Annotated in this window: 13 protein-coding genes; 3 read left to right on the forward strand and 10 right to left on the reverse strand. The window is 69.7% G+C overall.

Annotated elements, in window-relative coordinates; translation table 11 throughout:
- Positions 1 to 2 precede the first annotated feature (2 nt).
- The 9 genes from JOE53_RS05510 to JOE53_RS05550 form a co-directional block, all read right to left on the reverse strand.
- Positions 3 to 860, reverse strand: a complete 858-nt coding sequence (locus JOE53_RS05510; protein WP_061683468.1) for a shikimate dehydrogenase — start codon at positions 858 to 860, stop codon at positions 3 to 5.
- On the reverse strand, positions 841 to 2304 hold the full coding sequence (gene mltG / locus JOE53_RS05515; RefSeq protein WP_204947022.1) for an endolytic transglycosylase MltG: 1464 nt from the start codon (positions 2302 to 2304) through the stop codon (positions 841 to 843). Before mltG ends, JOE53_RS05510 begins: the two co-directional genes overlap by 20 nt.
- Positions 2304 to 2777 (reverse strand): Holliday junction resolvase RuvX, encoded by a 474-nt coding sequence (ruvX, locus tag JOE53_RS05520; protein ID WP_061683470.1) that lies wholly within the window; start codon positions 2775 to 2777, stop codon positions 2304 to 2306. Before ruvX ends, mltG begins: the two co-directional genes overlap by 1 nt.
- Positions 2774 to 5437, reverse strand: coding sequence for an alanine--tRNA ligase (alaS, locus tag JOE53_RS05525; RefSeq protein WP_204947023.1), 2664 nt, complete (start codon positions 5435 to 5437; stop codon positions 2774 to 2776). Before alaS ends, ruvX begins: the two co-directional genes overlap by 4 nt.
- Before the next feature lie 70 nt (positions 5438 to 5507).
- Entirely contained in the window at positions 5508 to 5789 is a 282-nt protein-coding gene (locus tag JOE53_RS05530) for an ATPase (RefSeq protein WP_231477285.1), read from the reverse strand.
- Between the two features lie 96 nt (positions 5790 to 5885).
- The gene (rpsD, locus tag JOE53_RS05535; RefSeq protein WP_005049541.1) at positions 5886 to 6515 is read right to left on the reverse strand and encodes a 30S ribosomal protein S4; all 630 of its coding nucleotides are present in this window, start codon (positions 6513 to 6515) and stop codon (positions 5886 to 5888) included.
- Between the two features lie 153 nt (positions 6516 to 6668).
- Positions 6669 to 7313, reverse strand: coding sequence for a DUF1361 domain-containing protein (locus tag JOE53_RS05540; protein ID WP_271171061.1), 645 nt, complete (start codon positions 7311 to 7313; stop codon positions 6669 to 6671).
- Between the two features lie 113 nt (positions 7314 to 7426).
- Positions 7427 to 8935, reverse strand: a complete 1509-nt coding sequence (locus tag JOE53_RS05545; RefSeq protein WP_204947024.1) for a tetratricopeptide repeat protein — start codon at positions 8933 to 8935, stop codon at positions 7427 to 7429.
- Positions 8936 to 8990: 55 nt separating this feature from the next.
- On the reverse strand, positions 8991 to 10271 hold the full coding sequence (locus tag JOE53_RS05550) for a replication-associated recombination protein A (protein ID WP_204948181.1): 1281 nt from the start codon (positions 10269 to 10271) through the stop codon (positions 8991 to 8993).
- 188 nt (positions 10272 to 10459) lie between these two features.
- On the opposite strand from JOE53_RS05550, the gene JOE53_RS05555 reads away from it, so the two are divergent.
- The 3 genes from JOE53_RS05555 (at position 10460) to JOE53_RS05565 (ending at position 12984) form a co-directional block, all read left to right on the forward strand.
- On the forward strand, positions 10460 to 10762 hold the full coding sequence (locus JOE53_RS05555) for a hypothetical protein (RefSeq protein WP_036315111.1): 303 nt from the start codon (positions 10460 to 10462) through the stop codon (positions 10760 to 10762).
- A gap of 116 nt (positions 10763 to 10878) precedes the next feature.
- The gene (locus JOE53_RS05560) at positions 10879 to 12333 is read left to right on the forward strand and encodes a DUF349 domain-containing protein (RefSeq protein WP_204947025.1); all 1455 of its coding nucleotides are present in this window, start codon (positions 10879 to 10881) and stop codon (positions 12331 to 12333) included.
- A gap of 93 nt (positions 12334 to 12426) precedes the next feature.
- Entirely contained in the window at positions 12427 to 12984 is a 558-nt protein-coding gene (locus tag JOE53_RS05565) for an SAM-dependent methyltransferase (RefSeq protein WP_204947026.1), read from the forward strand.
- Here JOE53_RS05565 and JOE53_RS05570 read toward each other — a convergent pair.
- Positions 12963 to 15236: a RelA/SpoT family protein gene (locus tag JOE53_RS05570; protein WP_204947027.1), complete on the reverse strand. Its 2274-nt coding sequence runs from the start codon at positions 15234 to 15236 to the stop codon at positions 12963 to 12965. The genes JOE53_RS05565 and JOE53_RS05570 overlap by 22 nt on opposite strands.
- Between the last annotated feature and the right edge of the window lie 7 nt (positions 15237 to 15243).

The following is a 15243-nucleotide window of genomic DNA, read 5'->3' on the forward strand; positions in this document are numbered from 1 at the left end:
GCCTAGTCTCCCATGAGCGCGCGGGCCATGATGTCCACGACGGCACCCTCATCGGGCAGTGGCTCGTCGACGTCGCCCGTTCGGAACGCGCGGATCTGCAGGACGGCCTGTCGCACCAGCATGCCGAGGCCGTTGACGGCGGGAGCACCCGCCGCCTGCCATGCGACGGCCAGCGGGGTCGGCCAGTGGCCGTACACGACGTCGTAGAGCAGCCCCCCGTCGGACGCGATCCGTCGGGAGGTGTCGTCCGGCAGCGCGGCGCCGCCGGGCAGGGTGGAGACGGTGAGCGGGACGGATGCCGGCGCCACCGTGTCCGGCGCCGCGATCGAGACGGCGACCGACAGACGCTCCCCCAGCTCGGCGAGGGCATGAGCCGCGTCGGGGCGTCGCGCGACCACCTCGACCGTGCGCGCGCCGAGCTGCGCGAGCGCGACGAGCGCCGACGTCGCCGTCGCCCCCGCGCCGACGATGCGGCCGGTCTCGATCGCATCGAGACCATGGGCTCGCACGTCGCCGACGATTCCGCCGACATCCGTGTTGAAGCCGCGCCACTGCCCGCCCACGCGGACGAGCGTGTTGACGGCGCCGGTGAGCTCGGCCGTGCGATCGCGGTGCGTCGCGGCGGCGAAGGCCTCGGTCTTCAGCGGGAACGTCAGCGAGAGGCCCCGAAACGCCGCACCCAGGCCGCCCAGCTCGCGCGAGAAGTCGGCCGCTGCGACTCGTCGGCGTCCATAGCTCCAGTCCCATCCCAGCGCGGCGTACGCCGCGGCGTGGATCCGGGGCGAGAGGCTGTGAGCGATCGGGTCGCCCCACACCTCCAGGAGCGATCCGGTCGGGACCTCAGCAGTCGGCACTGTCATTGGCGGCGCACCACTGCTGCCACTGCGCCACGGCCTTCTCGTGCTCGGCATACGTGGTGCTGAAGATCGTCTCGCCGGTGTCGAGGTTGACCGTCACGAAGTACAGCCACGGCCCGTCTGCCGGATGCATCGCCGCGTCGATGGCCAGGTCGCCGGGGTTGGCGATCGGCCCGATCGGCAGACCCGGGTGCAGATACGTGTTCCACGGGTTGTCGTTGGCGAGGGCTTCTGCCGAGGAGCTGGCCGTGCCCTTGTTGATCTCGTTGTAGCCGTACTGCGCCGTCGAGTCCATCTGCAGCAGGCCGTGGGTCTCCTCGTTGTTGGGATCGAGGCGGTTCTCGATCACTCGGGACACCTTGTAGAAGTCGGCTGTGAATCGTGCCTCGCGCTGGATGATCGACGCGACGGTGAGGATGCGCTCGCGCTGGTCGGTCGGCACGCCGGCCTTGTCGAGAGAGGCCACCGTGCGATCGACCAGCGTCTTGATGACCTGCTGCGCCGTCCTCCCGGGATCGAACGTATAGGTCGCCGGGAACAGCCAGCCCTCGAGCGTCGTCGCGCTGACGCCGTACTGCGAGGGATCGGCGACCGCCGACTGCAGATCGGCGAGCGGGATGCCGGTTCCGTCGGCGAGTCGCGTCAGGGTCGAGCCCATGGTCAAGCCCTCGGGCAGCTGCGCGGTGTTCTCGCGTCGGCTGCTGGGGTCTTCCAGAGCCTTCAGGGCCGCCGCGGACGACATCTTCTGCTTGAGCGTGTACACGCCCGGTTGGAAGTCCGGGTTCTGGCCGGTCTTGATCAAGTAGTCGTAGAAGGCGGTGTCCGTCTTCGTGACGCCCGCCTGGAACAGCGACGTCGAGATCGTCGATCCGGTGTCGCCCGTGACGATCGTCACCGTCGCGTCGCCCTCGGCGATGCCGTCCTCGTAGTCCTTGGGTTCTTCCCACCCCATGAACGCGCGGATCTTGTCCTCGTAGGTGTTCCAGACGTAGAAGCCGCCCCCCACGATGCCGCCGAGGATTGCGAGGATCACCCCGAAGATCACCCAGCCCGCGATGCGGCTCTTGCGGCGATCGCGGTCGTGGCTCTTGCCGCGCCCGCGATCGGAGTGCGAGTCCCCGCTGAAGAGCGCGTCGACCTGCTGATGCACCGGAACGGCCTCGGCCTCTGGCGACGCCGGTGCCGGTGGCGCTGCCGCGGCGGTCTCGGGGCGGGGATCCGCGGTCTCGTCCGCGGCGCGCGCGGAGATCGGTGCTGCGATCGGTGCGCTCTGCGGCGACGGCGGGGTCTCTGACGCGGCGTTCGCCGCCGCGGCCGCCTCCCGAGCGGCGCGGCGCGATGGCGGCACGGATGCCGCGCCACCGGATGACGGCGCCTGCGTGCGCGGGGTCGGCAGCTTGCTGAACAGGTCCGCGAACTCGTCGTCGTTCGGCGGGGTGTCAGACATCAGGCGGGCTCCTGCGGGTCGGGCAATACGGCACCGGCGGGGGCACCGGTGCTCTTCTCGACGTCGATCGCCTGCTGCAGCAGGACGACGGCGGCGACTTGGTCGACAATCCTACGAGACGAACGCTGGGAGCGTCCGGCATCGCGCAGCGCCGCGTGCGCGCTCACCGTGCTGAGGCGCTCATCGACGAGGCGCACCTCCAGTCCGGATGCCGCGCGCACCTCCCTCGCGAAGGCGCGGGCATCGTCGGTGGACGCGGTCTCTCCACCGGACAGGCTGATCGGCAACCCGACGAGCAGTTCCATCGCGGAGTATTCCTCGGCGAGCTGCGCGATGTGCGCGGCCGCGGCATCCGTTCGCGCAACCGTCTCGACGGGAACGGCGAGCAGTCCGTCGCGATCGCACCGGGCGACCCCGATCCGCGCCTTGCCGACGTCGATCCCGAGGCGCACGCCCGGTCGGAAGCCGCTCACGCGCCGGGTGTCTCCAGTGCGCGCGTCACCGCTGCGAGCGCGTGCGGGAGGGCATCCGGATCGGTTCCGCCGCCCTGGGCCACGTCGTCACGTCCGCCGCCGCCGCCGCCGAGCACGGCTGCGGCGTTCTTCGCGAGCACGCCCGCCTTCGCTCCCGCCGCGCGGGCAGCGTCGTCGGTGGCGACGATGACGACGGGCCGGCCGCCGACGACGGCGCCGAGGGCGACGACGGCACCGGCGCCCACGCGCTCGCGCACCTGCAGGGCCAACGTGCGCACATCGTCCGCCGACGCCGCGACACCCAGCGACTGGGCGACGAGGCGGAACGCGCCGGTCGCCTGCGCCGACCCGGCCAGTTCCGGCAGCCGGCTCTCCAGAGCTTTGGCCTCGAACTGGGCGATGCGCTTCTCAGCGGCCTTCAGGCTCGCGGCGAGATCGGCGACGCGGCTCGCGAGCTGGTCTTTGGGCGTCTTCAGCGAGGTCGACAACTGCGAGACGATGGCACGCTCGGCAGCGAGCTCCCGGAAGGCGTCCAGACCGACGAGAGCTTCCACGCGTCGCGTGGAGGCGCCCACGGACGACTCCCCGACGAGGTTGATGAGGCCGATCTCCGCACTGGAGTTCACATGTGTGCCGCCGCACAGTTCGCGCGACCAGGGCCCGCCGATGTCGACCATCCGCACCGTGTCGCCGTACTTCTCGCCGAACAGCGCCATCGCGCCGGCCGCCTTGGCCTCATCGAGCGGAAGCACGCGCGTGGTCACCTGCAGGTTGTCGCGCACGGCGTTGTTCGCGATCTCCTCGATCTCCGACTTGGTCGCCTCCGACAGGGTCTGACCCCAGGAGAAGTCGAACCGCATGTAGCCGGCGCGGTTGAGCGATCCGGCCTGCGTGGCCGACTTTCCGAGCGTGTCGCGCAGGGCCGCGTGCACGAGGTGGGTCGCCGAATGCGCCTGCTGTGCCGCGCGGCGGTTGACGGCATCCACGACGCTCGTCGCGGGCTGGCCCACGCCGACCTCGCCCGAGGTCACCTCGACCGTGTGGCTGACCAGCCCCGGCACCGGGCGCTGCACGTCCAGGACCTCGAGTTCGTAGCCGGGACCCACGATCACACCCTTGTCGGCCACCTGACCGCCGCTCTCGGCGTACAGCGAGGTCTCGGCGAGGATCACCTCCGCGATCTGCCCCTGCACCGCCCGCTGTGCGGGGGCACCGTCGACGAGGAGTCCGAGGACGGTCGACTCGGTCTCCCAATCGGTGTAGCCGGTGAAGACGGTCTCGCCCTTCGCGCGGAAGTCGCGGTAGACGCTGGTGTCGGCCAGTTGGCGCTTGCGCGAGCGCGCGTCGGCCTTCGCACGAGCGCGCTGCTCATGCATCAGGGTGTCGAACGCATCGCGGTCGACGGTGAGCCCCGCCTCCTCGACGATCTCCATCGTGAGGTCGATGGGGAAGCCGTACGTGTCGTGGAGCAGGAACGCCTCTGCGCCGCCGATCGAGGTGGTCCCGGCATCCTTGGCCGCCGCGATGGACGCGTCGAGGTTCTCCGAGCCGGCGGCGAGAGTGCGCAGGAACGTGGCCTCCTCCGCGAGGGCATAGGTCACGAGACGGTCATAGTCGGTGCCGACCACCGGGTAGGCATCCTTCATGGCATCCCGCGACGCCGCGAACAGGGTCGCGAACGTCGCTCCGTCCACACCCAGCAGACGCATGGAGCGGATGACGCGGCGCATGAGGCGGCGGAGGATATAGCCGCGACCTTCGTTCGCCGGGGTCACGCCGTCGCTCAGCAGCATGAGCGAGGAGCGCACGTGGTCGGCGACGACGCGGAAACGGACGTCGTCGTCGTGGTTCGCGCCGTAGGACTTTCCCGACAGGGCCACGGCGGCATCGAGCACGGGGCGCACCTGATCGGTCTCGTACATGTTGTCGACGCCCTGCTTGAGGAACGCGATGCGCTCCAGGCCCATGCCGGTGTCGATGTTCTTGTTGGGCAGCTCTCCGACGATCGTGAAGTCGTACTTGCTGCGCACATCCGTGATCTCGTACTGCATGAACACGAGGTTCCAGATCTCGACGTAGCGGTCGTCGTCGGTCGCCGGTCCGCCGTCGATCCCGTACGCCGGACCGCGGTCGAAGAAGATCTCCGAGCACGGGCCCGCGGGGCCGGGAAGGCCCGTCGACCAGTAGTTCGTGTCCTTGCCCAGGCGCTGGATGCGTTCCTCGGGAAGGTCGGTCAGACGCAGCCACAGGTCGTGCGCCTCGTCATCCTCCTCGTAGACCGTGACCCACAGATCCTTCGGGTCGAAGCCCAGTCCACCGTCGTCCTCGGATGTGGTCAGCAGCTCCCAGGCGTAGCGGATGGCGCCTTCCTTGAAGTAGTCGCCGAACGACCAGTTGCCGAGCATCTGGAAGAAGGTGCCGTGCCGCGGGGTCTTGCCGACTTCTTCGATGTCGTTGGTGCGGATGCACTTCTGGTTATCGGCGGCGCGCGGGTACGGCGCGGGCACATCACCCGACAGGTAGGGGATGAACGGCACCATTCCGGCGACGGTGAACAGCAGCGCCGGGTCGTCGGTGACCAGGGATGCCGAGGGCACGATCGTGTGCCCGTTCTTCTCGAAGTAGTCCAGGTAGCGCTGGGCGATCTCGGCGGTCTTCATCTGTGGGTTCCTCGGCAGAGCACGGGCGTGCGGGACGGACGGTCCCGTACGGGACGGTGCGGGTGTGTGGTCAGTCGGCGTTCTTGACGACGTCGTGCGCGGCGTCCACGGCGCTGGATGCCGCGTCCTTCGCGGCCTCGACGGCGTTCGCGGCGGCATCCTTGACGTCTTCGGCGATGCCGTCGATCTTCGCCTCCTGGGCGCGATATGCCTCGCCGATGCGGTCGGTGAACTCGGTGATGCGCGCGTCGACCTCGGCGAGAACCTCGTGGCCGCGCGGATCCTTGTTCACGAAGTGGGCGGCGACGAAGCCTCCCGCGAGACCCACGACGAACCACAGCACCTTCTTCATGCGTTCCATGTTAGGTGCACGGCTCGTGTCGGTGGGTCTGTGGGAACGCCGAAGGGCGCCGGGGAGAACCCCGACGCCCTTCGGATGTGCACGCGCTCAGCGCGCGGCGTAGTACTCGACGACGAGCTGGACGTCACCGGTGACGGGGACCTCCGCACGCTTCGGACGACGCACGAGCTTGGCCTGCAGCTTGTCGAGCTCGACCTCGAGGTAGCCCGGGACGGGGGGCAGAACCTCGGCGTGGCCACCGAGGGCGGCGACCTGGAAGGGCTCCAGCGACTCGCTCTTGGGCTTGACGTGGATGGTCTGACCCGGCTTCACGCGGAACGACGGGCGGTCGACGAGCTGGCCGTCCACGAGGATGTGGCGGTGCACGACGAGCTGGCGCGCCTGCGCCGTGGTGCGGGCGAAGCCGGCACGGAGCACGAGGGCGTCGAGGCGCATCTCGAGCAGCTCGACGAGGTTCTCACCGGTCAGGCCGTCCTGGCGACGGGCCTCGTTGAAGGTGTTGCGCATCTGCTTCTCGCGGATGCCGTACTGCTCGCGCAGACGCTGCTTCTCGCGGAGGCGGACGGCGAAGTCGCTGTCCTGCTTGCGCTTGGTGCGGCCGTGCTCGCCGGGAGCATACGGGCGCTTCTCGAGATACTTGGCTGCCTTGGGGGTCAGCGCGACGCCGAGGGCGCGCGACAGACGCACCTTGCGGCGGTCCTGGGACTTCGTAGCCACGAAGTGTTCCTTTCGTTACGCGGACGCGACTGTCGCGCCTCGCGGACGTATCGCCTCTCCTCGCCCTGTCCGGACTGCACGCCGGGGCATGCCGGAAGGTCGGTGAAGAAAAGAGGGGATGCCCGAAAACCGGTTTCGAGCCAATCCACTGTATCAGAGGGCGTCCGCGCGCAACGCGGACCAGCCCAGCGCGAACAGCGGCACGTAGAGGATGGCGATGAGCAGTGCGTGGGTGAGGACGAAGCCGAACGCTTCCAGAGCCTTGCCCCGATGACGCAGATGGTCACGCAGCTTGCGGATCATGGATCCCGGATGCCGGATGTCCCAGCTGTTGAGCCGCAGGTAGCGCCCCAGATAGACGCCGATGGCACCGAGCAGGATCACGGTCGCGGCGAAGCCCCAGCTGGCGGCGGGGATGCGTCCGTCGGGGCGATCGATGAGAACGAGGCCCATCGTCTGCACGACGGCCAGGCTGAGGACCGCATTGGCGATGCCGGAAAGCGTCAGCGCCAGCGTCTGGACGATGTCGTACCACAGGGGTACCGGTGTGGTCTCGGCTCGATGGCTGAAGTTGAGCTCCGTGATCAGGTACACCGAGTTCGGGAAGAACACGAGCCACAGCAGCGTCGCGACGATCAGGTAGGCCCACACGGCAAACGTGCCCGCCCCGGCGATCGCCTCGGTCGCCCGCCCGATCAAGGGGGTCAGCAGAAGCAGGCCTGCGCCGAGCACGACCGCGAGCAGCACAGGAAGAAAGGAGAGTCCGATGTTCAGCAGCATCGGCCGGTACAGCTTCACGCCGTAGACCCGCGCGCAGCACGATCAGGACGGCCGCGTACAGGTTGAGCAGCGTGACGGCGATGACGCCGATGAGCAGAGCCGACATCCCGTCAGCCTGTCACAGTCGACACTCAGCGCAGCAGGTCGAGGACGCCGACCGGGTACACGGGCGGCGCATCCGCAGCCCACAGCGCCGCGATCTCGTACCAGCCCACCGTCGTGTGGCTGTCCCGCACGGGCAGCCGTTCACCCACCGGCAGCGCGGCCAGCTGCGGCGAACGTCCCCGGAAGACATGCACGATCTCGTGCCCGCGACCGCTGCCGCTGTCGAAGATGTTCTCGGTGACGGCCGCGAGCACGGCGTCGTCGAACTCCGCCGCAAGCTCCTCGGCGAACTCCCGGACGACGGCGCGCGCCGCGGTCTCGCCGAACTCGATGCCGCCACCCGGAGCACGGAGGAACTCGCCGTGCCGGTCGGTCTCCGGGTACGACTCCAGCAGCACACGGCCGTCCTGGACCACCAGCCCGACGGCGATCGCGCGGATGCGGGCGAGGCTCGCCAGCTCCCCCGCGTACGCGTCGACGGCCCGGCGATACTGCGGCAGCATCGGCGCGAGCGTCTGTAGAGCCGTGCGCACCGCCGCGGTCGGCTTCTCGTCGTCGTGCAGCGCGAGGGCCAGGAAGGCGCGCGCGGGGGCGATCAGCGGGTCGTCGTCGCTGACCGTGCGCAGGAGCGCCATCGCGGCGGAGGCGTCGCCCACGTTGCGCAGCGAGCTCGCCAGCTGGATGACCGCCTCCGTGCGGTGCGCAGCGGCCAGGCCCCGATCGAGAGCCTGCCGGTACAGCGGGATCGCGGCTTCTTCCTCGCCGAGCGCGTCATGCAGCGACGCCCGCTCGAATGCGGCGCGGGCATCCTCCTGTCCACGCGCGTCGAGGAGGCGTCCCAGCTCTGCGTGCGCCGTCGCGGGGTCCGCCGGATCGAAGCGATCCCAGAACAGTGCGAGCTCATCGACGGGATCAGCGACCGGCGCCGATCGCAGCGCACGATCCAGCGCGGAGCGCACACGCTCCTGTGCACGGCGGAGCACGGGGTCGGTGACGGATGCCCGCGCGAACACGAGCAGCCCGCGCGCGGCCTCCCCCGCGTCGCTCAAACCGCCCGCCAGCAGGTGCGCGACGAGCTCGTCGATCCCGATCGTGCGGACGACACCCGACTCGCCGTCTTCCCAGTGCGGGTCTGCGACGCGGCGGCAGCCGGCGGCGACGACCACGTTCTTGCGTCGAGTGGAGTTGGCTCCCGACCACTCGCTCCCGGCGTGGAACAGCGCCGCGGCGCGATGACCCGTCTCCTCGAGCAGCTCGCGCGCCGCCGCCGTGAGGGCGTCCTCCCCCGCGTCGATCAGGCCGCCGGGGAGCTCACGCACCAGCGCGCGCGGACCGACGCGGTACTGCTCGAACAGGATCACATCACCCGTGTCGGTGAGAGCCACGACCGCGACGGTGTCGCCCTGCTCGATCACGTCCCATTCGGAGACCGAGCCGTCCGGGAGACGGTAGGTGTCCCTACGCACGCGCGTGTAACCGTCGTAGGCCTCGGTCTCGGTGAGCAGCTCCCAGGGCTGCGCGCTCTCGGCGTCCATACGTCGATCCTCGCACCGGCCGGCGGCGCGCCCTCATCGGCGCCCTCGGACGCGCTCAGTCGCCCAGGATCTTGCGGATCTTTTCGACGCGCGCCGCGATGTCGCGTTCGAGCCCGCGTCCGGTCGGCTCGTAGTAGTGGCGGCCCCGCAGCTCGTCCGGCAGGTACTGCTGAGTGGCGACGCCGACCGCGAGATCGTGGGGGTAGACGTAGCCCTTGCCGTGACCGAGCCGCTTCGCGCCCGGGTAGTGCGCGTCGCGGAGGTGAGTGGGCACACGCCCGAACCCGCCGGCGCGAACGTCGGCGATCGCCTTGTCGATCGCGAGGTAGGCGGCGTTGGACTTGGCGGTCGTCGCGAGGTAGGCGGTCGCCTCCGCCAGTGGGATCCGGCCCTCCGGCATGCCGATGAAGGCGACCGCATCGGCGGCGGCGACCGCGATGACGAGCGCCTGCGGATCGGCGAGGCCGACGTCCTCGGATGCCGAGATCACGAGACGCCGGGCGATGAAGCGCGGATCCTCCCCCGCCTCGATCATCCGCGCCAGATAATGCATGGCAGCATCGACGTCGGAGCCTCGGATCGACTTGATGAACGCGCTGATGACGTCGTAGTGCTCGTCCCCTTGGCGGTCGTAGCGCAGCAGCGCACGGTCGACGGCCTGGGCCACGTGGGCCGCTGTCACGACCGGGCGTTCGTCGCCGTCTGGATCGGCGTCGGCGACCATCGCCGCCGCTGCTTCGAGCGAGGTGAGTGCCCGGCGTGCGTCGCCGGAGGCCAGCTGAACGAGCGCCGTGCGCGCCTCGGCATCCAGCACCACGGCGCCGTCCAAGCCGCGCGCGTCGGACACCGCGCGATCGAGCAGCAGGCCGAGGTCGTCGTCGGTGAGCGGCTTCAGTGTCAGCAGCAGCGAGCGCGAGAGCAAGGGAGAGATGACAGAGAAGGACGGATTCTCGGTGGTCGCGGCGATCAGGATCACCCAGCCGTTCTCCACACCCGGCAGCAGCGCGTCCTGCTGCGCCTTGGTGAAGCGGTGGATCTCGTCGAGGAAGAGGATCGTCGACATGCCGTACAGGTCGCGCTGGGTCATCGCCTCCTGCATCACCTCGCGCACGTCCTTCACCCCGGCGGTGACCGCCGAGAGCTCCACGAACCGACGTCCGGACGTGCGCGCGATCGCCTGCGCGAGCGTCGTCTTGCCGGTGCCGGGCGGCCCCCACAGGATCACCGAGACGGCCGTCTTCGCGGCGCCCGCAGGGTCGGCGAGGGCGACCAAGGGAGATCCGGGTCGCAGCAGATGCCCCTGACCGGCCACCTCCTCCAGCGAGGTCGGTCGCATCCGCACGGCCAGCGGGGTCTGACCCTGGAAGAGAGCGGATGCCGATGCCACCGAACCAGGCTATCCGTGCCCGCCGACGTCGGGGTCGACCGCGTTTGTCGACAGCGCTCGCCGGGACGTAGTCTTCCCAGAGCGCCGCGCGGCCCGGATGACCGCGGTCGTGGTGCGCGACGACGAAGGAGGTCCGGGTGGCTGCGGCGGGCAAGAAGCAATCGCGCGACGAGAAAGAACGCGCACGCGTCTATCGGGCACGCCAGGAGTTCCACGCGAGCCTCATCGCGCGCCGGCGCCGCGACAACGTCATCGCCGGCGTCGCCGGCGGACTCCTCATCCTCGCGGTGGTCGGCGGGCAGGTCGCGTACTACACGGCGGGTCCGGGCGCTCCCACACCCGCTCCGACAGACGCCGGCACACCCGCTCCGACTCCGGTCGAGCTGCCCGGCTCGTCCGAGATCCCCGCCCCGACCCCGACGCCGACGACCGCTCCCTGACCGTCCTGGCCCTCGGCGAGCGTCCGGGATGGGCGCTCCGCGGATGACGGGCGTGCCCGTATAGGCTTATGCCGACCGAACCCCCATGCGGCGTGCGCCGCGACGAGGTGCTATCCGTGACTGACGTCTCTCCTTCCCAGCCCGACCACGAGCCTGCCGAACAGGTCCCTGTCGAGGACACCGCCACCGTTGCCGCCGAAGAGGCCGCGCCCCTCGTCGACGAGGCGACGGCTGCGGACGCCGCGCCGGCTCCGGGCGCGCCGGCTCCGACTCCGATGCCTCGGGCGATGCCGGTTCCGCGCCCTCCCGCCCGACGCGCCGCGGTCGCGCCGCTTCCGGCGTCTGCGCCCGATTCGTTCGGTCGCGTGGACGACGACGGTACCGTCTCGGTCCGCGAGGGCGACGACTGGCGTGTCGTGGGTCAGTACCCCGATGGCACGCCCGCCGAGGCTCTCGCCTATTTCGAGCGCAAGTACGTCGATCTCGCCGGCGAGGTCACTCTGCTCGAGGTTCGTCACCGCAACGGTGGAGCATCGGCATCGGACCTGCGCACGACGCTGGCGACCGTGCGTGAGCGCGTCGTCGGTGCCGCCGCCGTGGGCGACCTCGCCGCACTGGAGGCGCGGCTGAGTGCGCTGGATGCCGCCCTCAGCGAGGCATCGGCCGAAGAGGCGCAGGCCCAGCGCGAGGCGATCGACGCCGCCATCGCAGAGCGGGCGGCGCTCGTCGAGCGGATCGAAGCCCTGGCCGCCCGCGACCCCAAGTCGATCCAGTGGAAGCAGACGACCGCCGAGATCGGCGAGCTGTTCGCACAGTGGCAGGCCCACCAGGCCACCGGGCCGCGTCTGCCCAAGAGCACGGGTCAGCAGCTGTGGAAGCGTTTCCGCGATGCGCGCGCCACACTCGACAAGCACCGCCGCGAGTTCTACTCGGGCATGGACGAACAGCACCGCGCCGCTCGCGACGCGAAGGCTCGCCTCGTCGAGCGCGCCGAGGCGCTGGCCAGCAAGGGCGAGGACGGCATCGGTGCCTACCGCACGCTGCTGGACGAGTGGAAGAGCGCGGGTCGCGCCGGCAAGAAGGCCGACGACGCGCTGTGGGCGCGCTTCAAGGCGGCCGGCGATGCGCTGTACGCCGCGCGCAGCGAACGTGAGCAGGCGGATGCCGAGGAGTCGCGCGAGAAGATCGAGGCGAAGCGCGCGCTCCTCGCTGAGGCTGCAGCCGTGCCGCAGGAGAAAGACCTCGTGAAGGCGCGGACGCTGCTGACCGGTATCCAGCGGCGCTGGGACGAGATCGGCCGCATCTTCCCGCGCGAGGCCGAACGGGGCCTCGACGACGAACTGCGCAAGATCGAGCACGGCGTCAAGGCTCGCGAGGATGCCGACTGGAAGAGCAACAACCCGGAGACCAAGGCGCGTCAGAACGACATGACGCAGCAGCTGCGCGATGCCATCGCCGCTCTCGAGGCCGATCTCGAGAAGGCGAAGGCGTCGAAGAACGCCGGGGCGATCGCGAAGGCCACCGAGGCCCTCGAGGCACGCAAGAGCTGGTTGAAGGCGCTCGGCGGCTGAGCACGCTTCCTCCCGGAGGACCCTTCGTCCTCGTCTGTCCACAGATCGCCGTCTCCCCGTCCGCGCACTGCGCGCGACGGGGAGACTGCCCTCATGGGCTGGCCCTTCCTCTACTTCGCCGGAGATCGGCTGTCGACCGCTGAGCTGAGCGCGGCTCGACTGGACGGCGACCTCGTCGAGGTCGGCGAGGCCTACATGCCGACGGATGCCGTGGAGACACGGGAACTGCGCGCGGGATCCCTGCGTCCGCTGATGTCGGCAGCGCTCGCGCTGACGCGGCGATCGGCGGCCTGGGTGCACGGTGCGCTGGCGGAGCCGCCGGTGCGCCATGACGTCCAGCGGTTCTCAGCGCGGCGGATCCACTCCGTGGTCGACAACCGACTGGTCTATCGCGACGTCGCGCTGCGTGGCGAGGACGTGATGGCGATCTCGGGTGTCGCCGTGACCACACCGGCCCGGACGCTCGCTGATCTCGTGCGGGAGCAGTGCGGCGGCGTCGACACGGCGGCGGAGATCGCCGCTGTTCTCCGCTGGTCTCCGGGTCTTGCCTCCATGGCCGCGCAGGTCCTGGCCGACGGCCCACCGCTGCACCACAAGCGCGCGGCCATCGCCGTGCTGCGCACGTGCGCTCAGGAAGAGGTCACCCGGTAGACGTCGTACACGGCGTCGATGCGGCGGACGGCGTTGAGTACCCGGTCGAGATGCACGATGTCGCCCATCTCGAACACGTAGCGGCTGAGCGCGAGGCGGTCGTTGGTGGTCTGGACCGACGCCGAGAGGATGTTGACGTGGTGCTCGCTCAGCACTCGCGTGATGTCGCTCAGCAGCCCGGAGCGATCCAGCGCCTCGACCTGGATGTGAACCAGGAACACGCTCTTGGTCGTCGGCGCCCAGGCCACGTCGATCATGCGGTCCGGATCATCCTGCAGCGACCGGACGTTCGTGCAGTCCGCGCGGTGCACCGACACGCCGCTGCCCCGCGTGACGAACCCGACGATGTCGTCGCCCGGCACCGGCGTGCAGCACTTGGCGAGCTTGACCAGGATGTCGGGGGCGCCGCGCACCAGGACACCAGAGTCGCCGCCGCGGGGCGCCTTCGAGCGTCCGATGTGCGGGATCTCGATCGGGCCCGTGGAGGTGTCCTCCTCAGAGCTGACGAGCGCTGTGACCTTCTCGATCACCGACTGCGTCGATACGTGCCCCTCGCCGACGGCGGCATACAGAGCCGTGACGTCCTCGTAGCGCAGCTGACGGGCGACCTCGGTGAACGAGTCCTGGTTCATCAGTCGCTGCAGCGGCAGGTTCTGCCGGCGCATGGCCCGCGCGATGGCGTCCTTACCCTGCTCCACCGCTTCTTCGCGGCGCTCCTTCGTGAACCATCCGCGGATCTTGTTGCGCGCCCGCGTGCTCTTGACGAAGCTCAGCCAGTCCTGGCTCGGCCCGGCATCCGGGTTCTTCGACGTGAAGACCTCGACGACATCGCCGGAGTGCAGCTCTGACTCCAGCGGCACGAGTCGACCGTTGACCTTCGCGCCCATCGTGCGGTGACCGACTTCGGTGTGCACCGCATACGCGAAGTCCACCGGTGTGCCCCCCGCGGGAAGACCGATGACCCTCCCCTTCGGCGTGAAGACGTAGACCTCCTTCGCGCCGATCTCGAAGCGCAGCGAGTCGAGGAACTCCCCCGGATCGGCCGTCTCCGCCTGCCAGTCGGAGATGTGCGCGATCCAGGCCATGTCGGTGTCGACGGCCTTCGTGTCGGACTTCCCGCCCGCCATCCGCTCCTTGTACTTCCAGTGCGCGGCAACGCCGTACTCCGCCTGCTGGTGCATCTCGTTGGTGCGGATCTGGATCTCGACAGTGCGTCCGCCGGGGCCGATCACGGTCGTGTGCAGCGATTGGTAGAGGTTGAACTTCGGGGTGGCGATGTAATCCTTGAAGCGACCCGGAATCGGCGTCCACCGCGCATGGATCGAGCCCAGCACGGCATAGCAGTCGCGCACGGTCCCGACGAGCACGCGGATGCCGATGAGGTCGTAGATGTCATCGAACTCGCGGCCGCGCACGACCATCTTCTGGTAGACCGAGTACAGCTGCTTGGGCCGCCCCATGACGCGCCCCCGGATGCGGAGGTCACGCAGGTCGGCCTCGACGGCCTCGATCACCTTGTGGACGTACTCTTCGCGCTGAGGCGTGCGCTGCTTCACGAGGCTGTCGATCTCGGCGTACAGCTTCGGGTGCAGGACGGCGAAGGACAGATCCTCCAGCTCGCTCTTGACCGCCTGGATGCCGAGCCGATGAGCCAGCGGCGCGTAGATCTCGAGCGTCTCGGTCGCCTTCTTCGCCGCCTTCTCCGGCGGCACGAAGCCCCAGGTGCGTGCGTTGTGCAGCCGGTCGGCCAGCTTGATGATCAGCACCCGGATGTCCTTGGACATCGCGACGATCATCTTGCGGACGGTCTCCGCCTGCGCGGCGTCTCCGTACTTGACCTTGTCGAGCTTGGTGACGCCGTCGACGAGCATGGCGACCTCGTCGCCGAAATCCGCCGTCAGCTCGTCGAGCCGGTAGTCGGTGTCTTCGACGGTGTCGTGCAGGAGGGCGGCGGCGATGGCGCGCGGACCGAGGCCGAGGTCGGCGAGGATCTGCGCGACGGCCAGCGGGTGCGTGATGTAGGGCTCGCCGCTCTGCCGCTTCTGGCTGGCGTGCGCCCGAGCCGCCACCTGATAGGCGCGCTCGATGATCGCGACGTCACCCTTCGGGTGGTGCGTGCGGACGGTGCGGATCAGCTGTTCGACGCCGTTGCGTGACGGTGCACGCGAGAAGATGCGAGGCACCAGGCGGCGCAGAGTGGAACTGGGCGGGGGCGCGACGTTTCCGGCAGACGTGGGAACCGTCTCGGCCATCCGCTCA

Source organism: Microbacterium laevaniformans (genome assembly GCF_016907555.1).
In the GTDB taxonomy this organism is placed as follows: domain Bacteria; phylum Actinomycetota; class Actinomycetes; order Actinomycetales; family Microbacteriaceae; genus Microbacterium; species Microbacterium laevaniformans.

Excerpts from the sequence above, each read along its gene's own strand:
- JOE53_RS05510 (WP_061683468.1), bottom strand. The coding sequence starts at position 860 with ATGACAGTGCCGACTGCTGAGGTCCCGACCGGATCGCTCCTGGAGGTG.
- mltG (WP_204947022.1), bottom strand. The coding sequence starts at position 2,304 with ATGTCTGACACCCCGCCGAACGACGACGAGTTCGCGGACCTGTTCAGC.
- JOE53_RS05545 (WP_204947024.1), bottom strand. The coding sequence starts at position 8,935 with ATGGACGCCGAGAGCGCGCAGCCCTGGGAGCTGCTCACCGAGACCGAG.
- JOE53_RS05530 (WP_231477285.1), bottom strand. The coding sequence starts at position 5,789 with ATGAAGAAGGTGCTGTGGTTCGTCGTGGGTCTCGCGGGAGGCTTCGTC.
- JOE53_RS05570 (WP_204947027.1), bottom strand. The coding sequence starts at position 15,236 with ATGGCCGAGACGGTTCCCACGTCTGCCGGAAACGTCGCGCCCCCGCCC.
- JOE53_RS05550 (WP_204948181.1), bottom strand. The coding sequence starts at position 10,271 with ATGCGACCGACCTCGCTGGAGGAGGTGGCCGGTCAGGGGCATCTGCTG.
- JOE53_RS05565 (WP_204947026.1), top strand. The coding sequence starts at position 12,427 with ATGGGCTGGCCCTTCCTCTACTTCGCCGGAGATCGGCTGTCGACCGCT.
- alaS (WP_204947023.1), bottom strand. The coding sequence starts at position 5,437 with ATGAAGACCGCCGAGATCGCCCAGCGCTACCTGGACTACTTCGAGAAG.